Origin of the sequence: Maribacter sp. (assembly GCF_039974175.1) — a bacterium.
Classification (GTDB): Bacteria; Bacteroidota; Bacteroidia; order Flavobacteriales; family Flavobacteriaceae; genus Maribacter_C.
In genome coordinates this window covers 489,235-506,438 of the sequence record NZ_JBDWJN010000010.1, presented here as the reverse complement: position 1 = coordinate 506,438, position 17,204 = coordinate 489,235, and the positions used below count along the sequence as shown (strand labels likewise).

Here is a 17,204-nt window from a genome sequence, read left to right as displayed (position 1 = left end):
TAATTTTAGTTGAATAAAGGAGGGGAAACCCTCCTTTATTTTTGTTGTATAAATAGTATAACTATCTTGTTATTATGAAACTGTATAATCAAAAAATAACCCCTTCAATATGGGCTGTACTATGGTTAACAAGCCTAGTTCTTTCCTGCGCGAAAGATGAGGTTCAATTAGATGATATAAAGCAGTTTACGCTTCTAGAATCAACTCAGACAGGAATAGATTTCAATAACAAAATAAAAGACAACAAAGAAAGCAATATTCTTCTTTATGCAAATTTCTATGGGGGTGCAGGAGTTGGAGTAGGCGACTTTAACAATGATGGTTTGCAAGATCTTTATTTTGCAGGAAATATGGTACCCGACAAACTCTATATCAATCAAGGTAATTTTGTTTTTAAAGATGAAACTGCTGCTGCCGGAATACTAGATGACGGTGGTTGGTCAACCGGAGTTACTATTGCCGACGTAAATAACGACGGTTATGTTGATATTTATGTAAGCAGAGAATTGCACGATAATCGGCCCGAATGGCGAAGAAATTTATTGTACATAAACAATGGAGACCATACTTTTTCTGAAAAAGCGGAAAGTTATGGTGTAGCGAATACCGACAGAACACGTCACGCCACTTTTCTAGATTATGATCAAGACGGAAGATTAGATCTGTTTCTTCTTACCCAACCTCCCAACCCAGGAAGCCTTTCTGCCCTTTCGGGTTCCGAGCTATTAAAACCTGAATTCAGTATTCGTCTTTATAAAAATACCGGCGATTCGTTTGCCGACATTACAGAAAAAGCCGGCCTCTTTAAAACAGGTTTTCCTAACGCTGTTTCGGCCAGTGATTTAAATAATGATGGATGGACGGATTTATATGTAGCCAATGATTTTCAAGCACCTGATTTTTTGTTTATCAACAATCAAGATGGCACATTTACAGACAAAACAAGCTCAGCTTTAAACCAAACCTCCTACTACAGTATGGGCGTAGATGTCGCTGATATTAACAATGACGCCCTGCTCGATATTTTTGTGGTTGATATGGTGGCCGAGGATAACTTTCGCCTGAAATCAAATATGAGCGGAATGAACGTGAATGCCTTTTGGCAGGTGGTGGAAGATGGTGGCGGCTATCAATATATGTATAATTCGCTTCAACTGAATAATGGCAATTCTACTTTTAGCAATGTGGCACAATATTCGGGCATGGCAGCTACTGACTGGAGTTGGTCGAATCTAATTGCAGATTTTGATAACGATGGCTTTAAAGATACCTACGTGACCAATGGACTTTACCGAGATATCAGAAATACAGATGCCGACAAAAAAGTGGCAGAATACATAAACAAGACAAGATTAGATTGGTTAAAAAAACACCCCGATGGGGGCAACATTGAAAGCATTTGGGATATTATCGATCTTGAAAAGGCAATAAGCATGATTCCCTCTCAACCACTTAAAAATTATGCCTTCAAAAATAACGGTAACTTAAACTTCAAAAAAGTAGCTACAGAATGGGGTCTTGATAAAGAATCTTTCTCCAATGGCTCGGCTTATGCAGATTTAGATAACGATGGTGATCTTGACCTCGTTGTTAGCAACATCAATGCCATGGCCTTTATTTATAGAAATAATGCAGAGAAAAAAAATAAATCAAACTTTCTAAGGGTAAAATTAACAGATCAACTGCATAGACCGGTCTTTGGTTCAAGAATTCATTTGTATGCTGAAAATCAGGTACAAACCCAAGAAACGACGAACGTAAGGGGCATCTATTCTACAAGCGAGCCCTGGGTACATTTTGGTCTCGGTGCTACCGCAAAGATTGATAGTCTAGTTATTGAATGGCCCAATAAGGAATTGATTACAGTACAAAAAAATATTGCGGTGAATCAGGTTCTAGAATTGGATATGAACAACGCATCTACCAACATTGCGAGCATATCGAACAGTTCATCCGAATTGCATTTTGCGAATACCCCTTTAGTTGGTATTGATATTGCGCATCAGGAAAATGCATTTGACGACTATGAAAAACAACTGCTACTCCCTCACAAAATGTCTGCCCTTGGGCCTGCCATTGCGATCGGCGATGTTAACAATGACCTTCGAGATGACATTTATGTTGGTGGGGCTACCAACTTTAGTCCGCAACTGTTGCTTCAGAATAGCGACGGCTCGTTTTCGGAAAGTGGAAAAGCGTTTTGGTCAAATGAAAAGGACTACGAAGATGTAGACGCCGTGTTTGCAGACATTAATGGTGATGGACATGCTGATTTATATGTGGTTAGTGGTGGTAATGCCTATCCTAAGAACGATCCGCATTATGTAGACCGGTTGTATTTAAATGATGGAAAAGGAAACTTCTTAAAGGGGGCCATCCTCAATGTGAATCGAGTAAGTGGTGCGAAGGTAACTGCAGAAGACTATGACAAGGATGGTGATATCGATTTGTTTGTTGCAGGTAGGCATGTTCCGCATGAGTACCCCTCTCCCACTTCTAGTTCACTCTTAAGAAATGAAAATGGCCAATTGGTTGATGCAACCCAACAATGGGCGCCAGATTTAAGCAACATCGGAATGGTTACAGATGGCATCTGGTCAGACTACGACATGGATGGCGATAAGGATCTTATTGTCGTGGGCGAATGGATGCCCCTAAGCTTTCTGAAAAATGAGAGTGGAAAGTTGGTTAAAGAATCCATCGCCGGACTTGAAAACACCTCTGGTTGGTGGTTCAGTATTGATAGCGGTGATTTTGACAAGGACGGGGATGAGGATTATGTTATCGGTAATTTAGGGCTTAACAGCAAATACAAAACAACAGAGGATAACCCTTTTGATATTTACTATGATGACTTTGACAACAATGGCATACATGATATTGTTTTAGGATATTACAATGACGGGAAACACTATCCGCTAAGAGGCTTTTCGTGTTCTTCAGAGCAAATTCCGGGACTTAAAACTAATTTTAAAAAATACGATGTGTTTGCCTCCTTAGAACTTAAGGAAGCCTATAGTGCGTTTGATCTCAGCAAGGCCTTGTACTACAAAGCGGACACTTTTGCCTCTATATATATTGAAAATCTTGGAAATGGAGAATTTAAACGCTCAAATCTTCCCTATTTGGCGCAACTATCGAACATAAACGACATGCTTATACGTGATTTCAATACAGATGGTGATCTAGATGTTCTAGCCATTGGCAACCTTTTTGATTTTGAAATAGAGACACCGCGTAATGATGCTGCTACAGGCCTTTTAATGCTTGGTAATGGCAATGGTACCTTTGATGCATTACCCAGTCAAAAAAGCGGCTTTTTTGTAAAAGCAGACGCTAAAAAAATAGAGCAGTTTACTAGAGGTTCTGAGCAATTCATCATTGTGGGCACGAATAATGATAGCATAAAAACCTTTAAATTATCTGGAAAACAACAGTTTAACTAGGGTTCACCTAAAGAAAACCTTTTTAATCTATACTGCGAAGGAGAATACCTTCACCAAACCCAATCAGAATCTTTTTACAGTAGGTAAAACTACCTGTGCAACTGACTCAACAAGTATTGCACAATACTACATCGTTATAGTAATTTAAATGTGCTCGAACACATTTTTACAATAAGCCAATGTTTTATAAAAAAAATAGCTTAAATTCATAGAATATTAACTCAATGTTATACTTAAGAACATTATCAAAAAACTATGTTATGATGAAAAAACTGCTCGTATTTTTGGTGCTGGTTTTAGGGACATACCCTCTGCTAGCCCAAACAAAGACCGTATCTGGTAACGTTACCGATGCAACCGACGGTGCTCCCCTGCCAGGAGTAAATGTCCTCGTACAAGGAACAACTAACGGTACTCAAACCGATTTTGATGGCAATTATACTATTGAAGTGGCCGAAGGGGGTGTACTGGTATTTTCCTATATAGGCACAGCTACCCAATCGGTTACTGTTGGATCTTCAAACACCATCAATGTGGCCATGCAAGAAGATGCAAGTCAACTTGATGAGGTAGTAGTAACGGCTTTGGGTTTAGAAAGGCAAGAAAAATCGCTGTCTTACGCCAACCAACAGGTAGGTACTGAAGAACTGACCAAAGCCCGGGCGGTGAATGTGTTAGAAGGGTTAAGCGGTAAGGTGGCAGGTATTTCGATTACCCGGGGTACATCCGGTGTTGGTTCACCTGCTAAAGTATTGATGCGGGGTAATCGTTCTATTGACGGTAGTAGCCAGCCCCTGTATGTGGTTGATGGAATTCTACTAAATGGTGACATCAACAATATTAGCCCAGATGATATACAGGAAATTTCGGTACTGAGAGGTGCGAACGCCGCTGCGCTATATGGAGCTAGGGCCTCTAATGGCGCCATTGTGATTACTACCAAATCAGGTAAGGGTGCTCGCGAGGGTGTTTCTGCAACCTTAGGCTTTACATCAACTTTCGAAAGTGCTATTCACTTATTGGAACTTCAGAATGAATATGGTCAAGGAGCAGGAGGTACCTATGGGCCTCAAGCTACGACTTCTTGGGGCCCCCGCTTTGATGGTAGTCAAGTGGCGCACTGGTCAAACGATACTAATTATCCGCTTTTCGGACAAACCTACGCATACCAAGCGCAGCCAGACAATGTCAAGGATTTTTTTAGAGGTGGGTATAACTTGGCTACAAATCTAGGTGTCAACGTCAATACGGAAAAGTCGAACATATTTTTAGGATATACCTATACTGATGCTGAAGGTATTGTACCTGGCAATGATTTAAAAAGGAACAGTATATCCACTAGAATCACCACACAAATTACTGACAAATTACAAGTAGATGCTAAACTAAACTATATACGTGATGACTTCTCAAATGTATTGTCTACAGGTGAGGGTTTCGACAATCCCGTTCGCTATTTATATAAAACTCCAAGAAATATTCGCAGTGAGGATTTTCAAAGCTATCAATTCATAAATGACGAAGGCAAACTGAGACAACACTATTTTTTGCCACAGTTCAATGGAGGTGGAAACCCGTATTGGACCATTAACAATGTACAACGACCTCGTATCGATGAACGGGTTCTGGCTATGTTATCCTTAAAATACCAAATATTAGATAATCTTTCGATATTGGGGCGAACCGCCGTTGATCGCGTCAACAGAGACGAAGAATTCTTAAGATTTAATGACACCTATACCACAGGGCAATTTGGCACCTTTGAGAAAACACAGTTTACCCAAGGTGATTGGAATACCGATGTATTAATCAATTACAACCAGAATTTGACCGAGGATTTTAAAATAGACCTCAACTTGGGAGCCAACTTAAGAAAATTTGAACTAGATCAAGTTCGTGGAGCAGGCAGTAATTTCACCATTGAAAACTTCTTTGCCTTGAGCAATACGCAAAACCCATTGGCCACAGAGGCGTTTAGTACTTTCGAACAACAGTCTGTGTACGGGTTGGCTGAATTTTCTTATAAAAATGCGATATTCTTAAATCTTACAGCCAGAAACGATTGGAGTTCCACTTTACCGGAAAACAATCGTTCTTATTTTTATCCCTCTGTTGGTCTTACGGCGGTAGTGACCGATTTGGTCGATTTGGATAGCAGTCCGTTAAGCTTTCTGAAGCTCAGAACCAATTGGGCAGAAGTAGGTGCTGATACCAGACCGTTTCAACTTTCAAGAAGAGCGGATATCCGTTTTGGTAGTTTGGATATCAATCCACAACAACCCAATCCAGATTTAAGACCGACTACTACCCAGTCTTTGGAATTAGGTTTTGACTCGAGATGGTTTGACAATAGACTTCGTTTTGATTTTACTTGGTACAAAACCAATTCGTTCGATCAAATCTTTAGTACGCCTACCCCCGTGGCCTCGGGAATTGCACAAGTATTCCAAAACGGGGGCGATATTCAGAACCGTGGGGTTGAAATTATCTTGGGAGCTACTATATTACAAACGCCAGATTTCTCATGGGATCTAGATGTCAATTTCGGAAGAAACGTGAACGAGGTTTTGGAGATTGCCGAAGGCTTTGATCGTTTGACTGTTAATAGTGATTTTATACGTGATTATGTATTGGAAGTTGGCGGGCAATACGGTGATATCTATTCTAGAGGTTATGAGCGTGATGGCAATGGAAATGTTATAGTCGATGATACAGGTTTGCCGATTATTACACCAGGAAGAGATGCCGTAAAGGTAGCGAATTTCAATCCAGATTGGATAGGGGGCATACGTAATTCGTTACGCTATAAGAACTTCAACTTTAGCGCATTAATCGATATACGTCAAGGTGGTTCGGCAACATCTTTTACCGAAGCTATTTTGGCTAGGGATGGTGTTCTGGAATCAACGCTTCAAGGACGTGAAGGAGGTTTAATATTTGGTGATAATTTCTTCTCCGGAGAGACTGCAGTCAGGGAAGACGGATCTGCTAATACAATCGCCGTAAGTGCAGAACAGTTCTGGAATCGCGTAGGAGGTAGAAACACTCCTGTTGGTGAAGCATTCGTTCGAGATCTGTCAAACATTCGTTTACGTGAACTCGTAATTGGTTATACTGTGCCGCAAAACCTGTTTGATAATTCCTTTTTGACTTCGGCCAATATTTCGCTAGTAGGTAGAAATCTATTCTTTATCTCGAACAAGGCGGGAAGCTTTGATCCAGAATCCCTTACCTCAGTTCAAAATAACCCTACCACATCAACCAACGAGGAGTCTTTAGGAGAAGGGCGTGAGGCTTTTCCATTGCCCACAAGTCGATCCATAGGGATCTCCATTAATATAGGTTTCTAAAAAATTGTAATTTTAAAAGAAAAAAAATGAAAAAAATTATAGCACAATATTGTACAGCGATAATAATCATCGCCACCGCAGTGGGTTGTACGGATGATTTTACTGAACTGAATACAGATCCAAAAAACTTTACTGAAGACGCAGTTACATCTGCCGAGTATCCACTTTTTGTAAAACGTGCATTGTATACACCCAACTTCATGCCGTTTGATCAAGCACGAGGACCGTTCCAATTATGGCATTCGTTATTCTCTGATGTCTATGCCAACTACTTTGCCACCACGGCTCCTAATTTCGACAGTGACCAGTTTGTCTTGGTAGGTGGTTGGTTGAATGGAGGTTACCGCTATTTTTACCAAAGAGCAGCGACGAATATCAAATTCGCAGAAGATACCGCTGAAGACTTAGGTTTTGAACTTGAAAATGCCATGATGAAAGTATGGCGAGTATATGCCTATCACCGTGTAACGGATTATTGGGGGCCCATACCCTATTCACAGTTTGGAAATGGTGAGAAAGTGGTACCGTACGATTCACAAGAAGCGATTTACAATGACTTTTTCACTACCCTTGAAGAGGCGGTAGGCGTATTAAAAGCAAATAGCGGCGGAACATCATTTTTGGGAGACAACGATGTTATCTATCAAGGCGATGTCGATTCTTGGTTGAAATTTGCCAATACATTGCGACTTAGATTGGCTATGCGGGTCAAATACGTAAATTCATCTCTTGCTCAAACAAATGCTGAAGCAGCAATTACAGATGGGGTTATGTTAGCTAACGATGATAACGCAACCATATCGACAGATCTAAATTTCACCAACAGTTACACCACCATAACCCAATGGGGTGAATTCCGTATGAGTGCGGATATGGAAAGTATTCTTAAGGGGTATCAAGATCCTCGAGTGGCTACTTACTACGCTCCAGCCGTACAACCTGATGCAGGTGATGACCCCGCTGGGGTAGAGTTTCCTTACGAAGGTTTTCAAAATGGTCAAACTGCTGAGGCCAAGGCCACCACAAATTTTAATGAGTTAGCATCAAATATGGCTGCTCCCTACACCCTCGGTGGTGACCCTGGTCCTACTGTTATTGTTATGGCAGCTTCTGAGGCATACTTTCTGAGAGCTGAAGCCGCACTAGAAGGATGGGCTGCAGGTGGTACAACTGAGGCTTTATACGGGCAAGGTATTGAACAATCTCATCTGCAACATGGCTACGACGGAACTAATTTATCTGGAGAAGATTACATCACCAGTATGCTAATCCCTGCAGGAATTGACGGCGCCACTGCTGCGGTATCTGCAGTACCAGTAGCTTACAATGCTGCCGGCAGTGCTGAAGAACAATTGGAACAAATCATAACCCAGAAATGGATAGCACTTTGGCCGGACAGTGGAGAAGCCTATGCGGAGCGAAGAAGAACGGGCTACCCAACACTCTATAATCGTGTAAATAGTTTGAATCCGAATATTCCGGTTGATCAAATTCCAAGAAGAATGACCTATACCGCAACAGAGTATGCCGACAATACGGCCGCAGTAGAGGAAGCAGTAAACAGTCTTCTTGGGGGGCCTGACCTTGGCACTACCAAACTTTGGTGGGACGCAAAGAACTAATATTTTAAATTTTGTAACGCAAAAGACCGCTTTTTTGGCGGTCTTTTTTGTAATACTAATCTTAAAAAGTATAATTTTAATTACCGCCTCCAAGTATTGTAAAAACACTATGCGTCTAGCCCAATATTTAATAGTATTCCTGATGGTTTGTTCTTGTAAAAATGAAGACAATAGCAAGCAATTCACGCTACTTTCACCCTCAACCACAAAAATAAAATTCAAAAATTTAGTACAAGAAACCCCTGAATTCAATGTGCTAAAATACGGGTATCTATACAACGGTGGTGGGGTGTCAATAGGTGACATCAATAATGATGGATTATCTGATATTTACTTTACTGGTAATATGGTGGGCAGTCATTTGTATCTCAATAAAGGTGGCATGAAGTTCCAAGAAATTGCAAAGGAGGCCGGCGTTTTCGCTGAAGGTCTTTGGAATACCGGAACAACCATGGTCGATATCAATGCCGATGGTTTCTTAGATATTTATATCTGTCGATCGGCTGCAAAGAATGCAGCAAAACGAAAAAATCTTCTCTTCGTTAATAACGGAGATTTGACTTTTACCGAAAAAGCAGCAGAGTATGGTATTGATGACGAAGGATATTCTACACAAGGTGCCTTTTTCGACTACGACAAAGATGGAGACCTAGATTTGTATGTACTCAACCATTCTACACAAGAGTATGCCGGTTTTGGCCAAATCACGGCCTCATTAAAAAACAAAAAGAATTCGGCCTACGCTGATAAACTCTATAAAAACGAAAATGGCAAGTACATTGATGTAAGTGATGCTGCTGGCCTTACTTCAAATGTATTGGGCTTTGGTCTTGGAGTGGCAATTTCCGATCTAAATGGTGATGGTTGGCCCGACATTTATGTGTCCAATGACTATAATGAACAAGATTACCTGTATATCAATAATACCGACGGTACTTTTTCCGAAAGTCTTGAAAAATTTATTGGCCATACTTCGCTGTTCTCTATGGGATCTGACATCGCCGACATCAACAACGACGGATACCTTGATATAATGACCCTAGATATGCTTCCCGAGGGAAATTACCGCCAAAAAATGGTTTCTGGGCCAGACAACTATGACAAGTACCAACGTTTGGTCAGTTCTGGTTTTTATAATCAGACGATGCGAAATATGTTGCATATCAATAATCAAGGAAACTCTTTTTCGGAAATAGGCCAATTTTCCGGTATCTCAAATACAGATTGGAGTTGGGCATCCTTGTTTGCCGACTTTAACAATGATGGCCTAAAAGACGTTTTTGTCACCAACGGGTACAAACGTGATTACACCAACATGGACTTTATGAACTTTGCGGTTCAGGCCAAACTGGAGGAAAACAAAACAGGTAAACAAACCGCTATTATGGAGTTAATAAGCGAAATACCATCCACGGTGGTCGAAAACTATGTATATGAGAACAATGGAAATCTAACATTTACCAAGAAAAATTCAGACTGGGGTTTGGGTCAAAAATCACTTTCTAACGGCGCGGCCTACGCAGACTTAGATAATGACGGTGATTTAGATTTGGTAGTGAATAACCTTGAACAAGAGGCTTTTATATATCGAAACAATAGTGAATCGATGCAATGGCAAAATTATCTCAAAATTCGCCTGCAAGGAGAAGGCGGCAATTCGTACGGCATAGGAGCCAAAGTTTCATTAGCTGTAGGTGATAAAATCATTAGTCAAGAGATGATGCCAACTAGAGGTTATCAATCTTCGGTTGATTATACCCTGGTATTCGGTATTGGTGAGGATTCGATAAGTGGGTTGACTATTGTCTGGCCTGATTTTAAAGAGCAATCTATCCAAAAAGTAGCCTCTAATCAGACTTTGGTGCTCCATCAAAAAAATGCTCGCCTAGCAAAAAAAGACTCGAATAGCTACACGGAAACCTACTTTACAGAAGTTAGTGAAGATACTTTAATTCCATTTGCGCATCGTGAAAATAACTTTATTGATTTTAAAAACGAACAGCTGCTACCACATAAGTTATCTACACAGGGTCCTAAAATTGCTAAGGGAGATGTAAACAATGATGGGTTGGAAGACCTTTATATTGGGGGAGCTAAGGGAACTAGTGGGGTATTGATGCTTCAAACAAAAGGTGGAACGTTTAAATCTTCAAACCTGACCATTTTTGAAAAAGACAAGGCGTCAGAAGAGATCGATGCGCTATTTTTTGATGCAGACAATGATAATGACCTTGATTTGTATGTGGTCAGTGGGGGAAGTAATTTTTCAATTGACGCTCCAGAGTTGCAAGATCGATTGTACCTAAATACAGGGAATGGAAACTATAAAAAAAGTGATGCTTCCCTCCCACCCATGATTACAAGTGGTTCATGTGTTTCGGCAGGGGATTATGACTCAGATGGGGATTTGGATTTGTTTGTGGGCGGAAGACTTGTACCTGGAAAGTATCCAACACCCCCAAAAAGCTACATACTAGAGAATGACGGAAAAGGGAATTTCCAAGAGGTAACCGCGTCTGTCAATACGTTGATCGCAAATATCGGAATGGTCACGGATGCCTTATGGACCGACTTTACGAACGACGGCAGTGCCGATTTGATTCTTGTGGGTGAGTTTATGGGAATTCGTGCCTTCGAAAATACCAACGGAAAATTGACGGAACTCCCGAATTCTTCAGGACTGGAAAATTCCAAAGGTTGGTGGAATACGATAAAACAAGGTGATTTCGATAATGATGGTGACCTAGATTATATCGCTGGTAATTTTGGCTTAAACTCACAGTTAAAATCCTCTTTGGAAGAACCGGTGCAATTGTATGTAAGTGATTTTGATGGGAATGGGTCTCTCGACCCAATCTTGTGCTCCTATATCATGGGCGAAAGTTATCCTGTATTTTCTAAAGATGACCTTATTGGGCAACTGCCAAATTTAAAGAAGAAATACATTAATTACGCAGACTACGCAGACCAAAAAATGACAGATATCTTTTCCGCTGATGAGCTGTCTAGGAGCACTGTATTAGACGCGCAAACCTTTGCGACAAGTTATATTGAAAACCTTGGAAACAATACGTTTCGTATGGCACCCTTACCGGCTCCCGTGCAATTCTCACCGGTCTATGGCATACTAATTCAAGATTTCAATGCAGACGGAAATATGGATATTCTTTTGGCCGGGAATTTCTTCGGCACTAGAGTCAAATATGGTCGATATGATGCGAACAAAGGCGTTTTACTTCTCGGAGATGGCAATGGAGACTTCGTTGCGACCAGCTGCAAAGAAAGTGGACTCAGCATTGATGGTGAAGTAAGAGATATTACTAGTGTGCGGCAGGCAGATGCTTCACAATTGTTAATCTTCGCCCGCAACAATGATTATGTTAAGACCTATGTGATGAATGCAAAAAACTAACACATGAGTAAAAAAACCATTCTCAGGATATTAATTGGTGGCCTATTACTTTCAATTTTTGAGCTGAACGCGCAATCTGTGACCCTCAGTGAAGAAATTGTTTCTATACCTACCTATGATTTTGGCAAAGGAAATCCTGTTCCCATCTTAGCTGAAAATCCTAAAATCTTTCCTTATTTCAAGTTCGAAGCCTACGAACATGATGCAAAAAGCAAGAATTGGAAGGTTGTTACCCTTGAAAATGACTATATCAAAGTCATGGTTCTACCAGAAATTGGGGGCAAAGTATGGGGCGCCATTGAAAAAAGTACAGGAGAGGAATTCCTCTATAAGAACGAAGTGATAAAATTTCGAAATATCGCCATGCGCGGACCCTGGACATCGGGGGGAATTGAATTCAACTTTGGTATCATTGGTCACCACCCTTCAACTGCCACGCCCGTAGATTATTTAACTAGAACAAACGCTGATGGCAGTGTAAGTTGTATCGTAGGTAATTTAGATTTGCACTCGAATACACGTTGGACCGTTGAAGTGCGCCTTGAAAAAGATAAGGCCTATTTCGAAACCAATGCTTCTTGGTACAATGCCTCTCCCCTAACAGAATCATACTACAATTGGATGACTGCAGCTGCAGTTGCTACCGATGATCTTGAGTTCTTTATTCCCGGAAATGCCTATGTAGAGCATAATGGAAACGCCCACCCATGGCCGATTGATGAACAGGGCAGAAATCTAGCAATGTATAAGGAAAATAATTTTGGTCCTGCCAAATCATATCATGTGGTTGGAGCATACAATGATTTTTTCGGAGGATACTACCATGACAGCAATTTTGGTTTTGGCCAATGGGCTCCTTACGAAGAAATGCCAGGTCAAAAATTATGGCTGTGGGCATTATCACGCTCTGGCGGTATTTGGGAGGATTTATTGACAGATACTGATGGCCAATATATCGAATTTCAGGCTGGTCGTCTTTTTGATCAATATTTTCCCGGCGCCGTGAATCCGATAAGTCAGGTCGGTTTCGACCCCTATATGATGGATCGTTGGAGCGAAATTTGGTTTCCCATTAAAGAGATTGGTGGTATGGAAGATGTCTCCCAACATGGCGTGTTGAATGTGGAAATTGTAAATGGAGAAACCACAATTGGCATCAACGCCCTTCAACAATTATTTGCAGATTTGCGGATAGTTATAAACGGAAAGACTACAACAGAAGCGCTTGCGCTTCAACCTATGGAGGTTTTTATGACCAAGCTTCCAGCAAATACTGAAGATACAATCGAAGTTTATATCGACGGAACCGAACTCGCTTATTCTAATGATCCGGAAGCAAATCATCTTAAAAGACCTTTTTATCCCCATGATGATTTAAGTGTTTCCGAAAGCGAACAACTGCTCTTTGAAGGAACCGAAGCCCTAGAATACCGAGAGTTCGCATTAGCGCATCAAAAACTTTCCAAGCTAATTGCAAATGACCCGTCACATCAAGCCGGGTTGGTGAAATTAGCTGAGTTGGAGTTCCGGAGGACCAACTATGACAAAGCCTTGCAATATGCAAATGTTGTGCTGAAAATAGACACCTATCACGCAGGAGCGAACTATATAGCCGGTATGGCCTATCGAGCCAAAAACGATATGATAAATGCCTTGGAATCTTTAGGATGGGCAGCCCGTGATATCAAATACAGATCGGTCTCCTATACACAAATGGCAGAAATATATCTAGCAGATAAAAATTATAAGCGTGCCAAAATGTATGCAAAGAAGGCATTAGACTTTAATACCTATAACATCAATGCCAGGGAAGTACTCCTATTGACTCATAAAGCATTACAAGATCAGGAAAGCTTTAATGGAGAACTTCTAAAAGTCTTGGAAATAGATCCTTTAAATCATTTTGCAAACATTCAAAGGCATACAAACAGTGCGACAAAGAGCATTCAAAATGAGTTTAAAGCAGAAACCATATTAGGTGTGGCCTTACGATATCTTGAGTTAGGTTTTGACGAAGAGGCATTAATGATCTTATCAGCGGGTGTTACAAACCCTAAAAACGATTTATGGAAGGCTTATTTACTTCGAGAAGAAAAACCAGAAGAAAGTATAGGTTTACTAAACAAATTAACTAGCGAAGTAGTAGATTTTGTATTCCCATACCGCAGGGAAACCATACCCGCTTTGGAATGGGCGCTTGTGCAAAATTCAAGTTGGAAGCTGCACTATTACCTGGCCCAAAACTACATTGCTGTGGGCTTAAAGGATAAGGGGAAAGGCATCTTAAACAAGCTAGGCACCACACCCGATTCAGATGTTTTTTATCGGTTTAGGGCCAAGATGAATGCCGAGGCGAGTTACGAAAACAAGGCTAAAGACTACAAGAAGGCATTAGCGCTAAGCCCTAAAGACTGGAAGGTCTGGGAAGAAAGTATACAATTCTATCTCGAAAATGAAAAGTATGAGCTGGCGAATGATTTATCTAAAAAGGCCTATCGAACATTTAAGAACAACTATAATATAGGTCTGGCGCATGCAAAGTCATTGCTATACTTAAATCAATTTGAAAAGACCCTTGCGGTTTTAAAAACTATACAAGTGCTACCTTATGAACATGCCAGTGAAAGCCGAAATATTTATGAAAGAGCACACTTGGGCGCTGCTTTGCGTCTTATGAAGCAGCAGCAGTACAACAAGGCAATACCTCTCTTACGTACCTCAAAAGAATGGCCTGAGAATATTGGTGTGGGCAAACCCTATACACCAGATGAACGCGCCCAAGATTATATGTTGGCCATGGCCTATTCGAAAATTGGAGATGAAGAAAAAAGCAAAATTCTTTTAGAAGAAATCGTTAGTTATACACGAGATCATATCAATGAAAATTCTTTCAACCATCTTTATGGAATGCTGGCGGCAAAGATTGGAGAAGATCGCAAAGCACTAGATGATTTGGTATCTGATCAGCACAAAACATTTACTACAACAAATAAAAAGAGTATGTTGGCTTTGGCCCTTTTTAATGCCAAGCGCACCGAGCTGAAACAATTAAATTTGAAAGGGCTCGTCGCTGACGATGTTTGGAAAATAGCAGAATGGGCAGTTGCGAATTAATGAGCATTCCCTAAAACAAAAACCCCAACCAAATGGCTGGGGCTTTGTTTGTTAGTTATAGAATCGGGTTTACATCGCTCCCCACTCCTTCAATGAATCGGTGTTCATTTTTACATAGTCATCATTGCCAGCTTCTTTAGCAGCGGCTAAAGATTTTTTAGCTGTTGCAATAGCACCTTTGGTATCACCTGCTTTTGCCTGAATAAGCGATTGTTGGCGCAATTGCCAAAACTGAGGCTTCTCGGTCATGGCCATGGCTTTGTCCATCCACTCTTTCGCTTTGTTAATATCCTTTCCTTCGCTGGCGTAGTAAGTGGCTGCAGCATAGTAATCTCCTGCACTTGGACCACCAAGAGCCTTGGCGATATCCTTTTCAACAGCAGCATCAGTGGGCACCTGAAAGTTCACAGCAGTATAGATGTCTGCCCACATCAAGCCCAGGTTTGCAGAGCCTGAAGTTATATCGTCGATCGTAATTGTAAAAGTTTCAATAACAATACCTTCGGGCATCTTGATTGCAGGTACTGAAGTTTTCGCCGCTACTTTGCTATCATCCCATTCACGAGGAGTACCTCCACCATCAGCCTCAGTGTAAAACATCACTTCCCAACTAGAAGCACCAGGCTTGGTGTACAAAGCATAAGAACCTGCCTTTAAAGTTTGGCCATCAACGACCACATCATTGCTAAAAGTGACTTTGGTTCTGGCATTGGCACCAGTACGCCAAAGTTTATCATAAGGAACTAAATCTCCGAAAATAGTTCTACCTCTCATGGATGGTCTTGAATACTCCACGGTAACATCAGTAAGCCCTACGGTCTGCATCAATGTAGATGACGGACTAGGTGCTGGGGTGTTGATCTGCGCTTCGAGAGAAAAAGAGGCTAAAACAACAAATAAGAATAACGTAATTTTTTTCATTTTTAAAATGGTTTTTTGTGTAGCACAAAGCTATACATAAACGTTAGTCAGTATTGTTAAGGAAGTCTTAAATATAGTGGTGTAAAACCTAGTCCTTATAGAAGGCAATGGATTTCTTACGATCTGAAAAATAGAAGGTTAGATAATAAATACCATTTTGTAAAGTAGACAAATCTACACGATTGTTTTCGATATCGCCTCCGAGAACAAAGTGTATTTCGCGACCTAAGACATCAAAAATAGATCGCTTTACGATGGGGTCTACAATGCCAGATTGATATTCCAAAAAATCGTATAATCTACCTTTGTACAAGATGATTTCATCGGCTCCTAATTCTGGCTCAGGTTCAGGCTCTGGTTCAGGTTCGGGCTCTGGTTCAGGTTCAGGCTCAGGCTCGGTTGTTTCGGTTACATCAAACTTGAACAATGTCGATTCTAAGGTAATGGGTGGTGTGGTATTTGAAAAATATTCCGAAGAGAAAAAATAAGTGTCCTCATCTGTATATGTAATTGCCTCTGCCTGCGCCAAACCAATACTCAAACTTGTACGGGTTACTGTACCACCAAAAATTGCAGTGGTATCAGCACCCTCGACACTGGCGGTAAAAACACCGAGAGTTGAAGAATAACCAATAAGGAAAAGCACATCGGAAAGTGGATTGTAGGTAGCGCCGGTAACCAATCCATCAATAGCGTATGAATCCATTCTTGTAGCCTCGTAATCTCCTGGGGTCTTGGGCAGCGAATAGGCTACAGTGCCTTGACTTTGCCATTGTTTTGTAAGTAGAATCAGGCGATCGTTTAATACAAAAAATGCTTCCGCATCCCAATCACTGTTGCCCGTATTGGTGAAATCAGTTTGGTCTTCATAATTAAAGGTGATTTGTTCCGCTGCCACCGTATCGAACTGGTCGTAGTCTTGCTTGCTTATTCGAAGAATACTTAAGTCAGTTCGAGTACCCACATTATTCCCAAAGTCTCCAATATAGATATACTGGTCATCTTGAGCCAGGTCTTCCCAATCGACGTTTACTACATTTTCAATGGTAACAGTACGCGTAATTTGGTAGGTAATGGTATCAATTTCAAAAAGTTGAGGCGAATTGCCCGAATCGTTGTGGGTGATTAACTTACCGTTATGAAAGATCAAACCTGAAGTTTCTGAAACTTCCCCAGGCAGCACACTTAATACTTCAACATTTTCCTGAGAAAACAAAGAAGCACTCCACAGAAATAAAAGAAAAAGAAGTGTTTTTAGATGCATTGCCCTGATTCTCCTTGAAAAGTACAAAATTGTAGCGTTTCCTTGCAAAATATCAGACCAACTGTGCTCTTTTAA

The 17,204-nt window shown here is 40.8% G+C and carries 7 protein-coding genes; 5 read left to right on the top strand and 2 right to left on the bottom strand.

Going from position 1 to position 17,204, the window contains the following annotated elements:
- Window positions 1–74: 74 nt before the first annotated feature.
- From ABJN95_RS11330 to ABJN95_RS11310, 5 genes are all read left to right on the top strand, one after another.
- Entirely contained in the window at window positions 75–3,446 is a 3,372-nt protein-coding gene (locus ABJN95_RS11330) for a VCBS repeat-containing protein (protein WP_348370513.1), read from the top strand.
- A 260-nt stretch (window positions 3,447–3,706) separates the two neighbouring features.
- Window positions 3,707–6,796: a SusC/RagA family TonB-linked outer membrane protein gene (locus ABJN95_RS11325; protein ID WP_348370512.1), complete on the top strand. Its 3,090-nt coding sequence runs from the start codon at window positions 3,707–3,709 to the stop codon at window positions 6,794–6,796.
- Window positions 6,797–6,822: 26 nt separating this feature from the next.
- Entirely contained in the window at window positions 6,823–8,418 is a 1,596-nt protein-coding gene (locus ABJN95_RS11320) for a SusD/RagB family nutrient-binding outer membrane lipoprotein (protein ID WP_348370511.1), read from the top strand.
- Between the two features lie 109 nt (window positions 8,419–8,527).
- Entirely contained in the window at window positions 8,528–11,830 is a 3,303-nt protein-coding gene (locus ABJN95_RS11315; RefSeq protein ID WP_348370510.1) for a VCBS repeat-containing protein, read from the top strand.
- Between the two features lie 3 nt (window positions 11,831–11,833).
- Window positions 11,834–14,944, top strand: coding sequence for a DUF5107 domain-containing protein (locus ABJN95_RS11310; protein ID WP_348370509.1), 3,111 nt, complete (start codon window positions 11,834–11,836; stop codon window positions 14,942–14,944).
- Between the two features lie 69 nt (window positions 14,945–15,013).
- Here ABJN95_RS11310 and ABJN95_RS11305 read toward each other — a convergent pair whose 3' ends face one another.
- The gene (locus ABJN95_RS11305) at window positions 15,014–15,865 is read right to left on the bottom strand and encodes a DUF2911 domain-containing protein (RefSeq protein ID WP_348370508.1); all 852 of its coding nucleotides are present in this window, start codon (window positions 15,863–15,865) and stop codon (window positions 15,014–15,016) included.
- Window positions 15,866–15,953: 88 nt separating this feature from the next.
- Entirely contained in the window at window positions 15,954–17,129 is a 1,176-nt protein-coding gene (locus ABJN95_RS11300; protein WP_348370507.1) for a hypothetical protein, read from the bottom strand.
- Window positions 17,130–17,204 lie beyond the last annotated feature (75 nt).

Excerpts from the sequence above, each read along its gene's own strand:
- ABJN95_RS11330 (WP_348370513.1), top strand. The coding sequence starts at position 75 with ATGAAACTGTATAATCAAAAAATAACCCCTTCAATATGGGCTGTACTA.
- ABJN95_RS11325 (WP_348370512.1), top strand. The coding sequence starts at position 3,707 with ATGATGAAAAAACTGCTCGTATTTTTGGTGCTGGTTTTAGGGACATAC.
- ABJN95_RS11320 (WP_348370511.1), top strand. The coding sequence starts at position 6,823 with ATGAAAAAAATTATAGCACAATATTGTACAGCGATAATAATCATCGCC.
- ABJN95_RS11315 (WP_348370510.1), top strand. The coding sequence starts at position 8,528 with ATGCGTCTAGCCCAATATTTAATAGTATTCCTGATGGTTTGTTCTTGT.
- ABJN95_RS11310 (WP_348370509.1), top strand. The coding sequence starts at position 11,834 with ATGAGTAAAAAAACCATTCTCAGGATATTAATTGGTGGCCTATTACTT.
- ABJN95_RS11305 (WP_348370508.1), bottom strand. The coding sequence starts at position 15,865 with ATGAAAAAAATTACGTTATTCTTATTTGTTGTTTTAGCCTCTTTTTCT.
- ABJN95_RS11300 (WP_348370507.1), bottom strand. The coding sequence starts at position 17,129 with ATGCATCTAAAAACACTTCTTTTTCTTTTATTTCTGTGGAGTGCTTCT.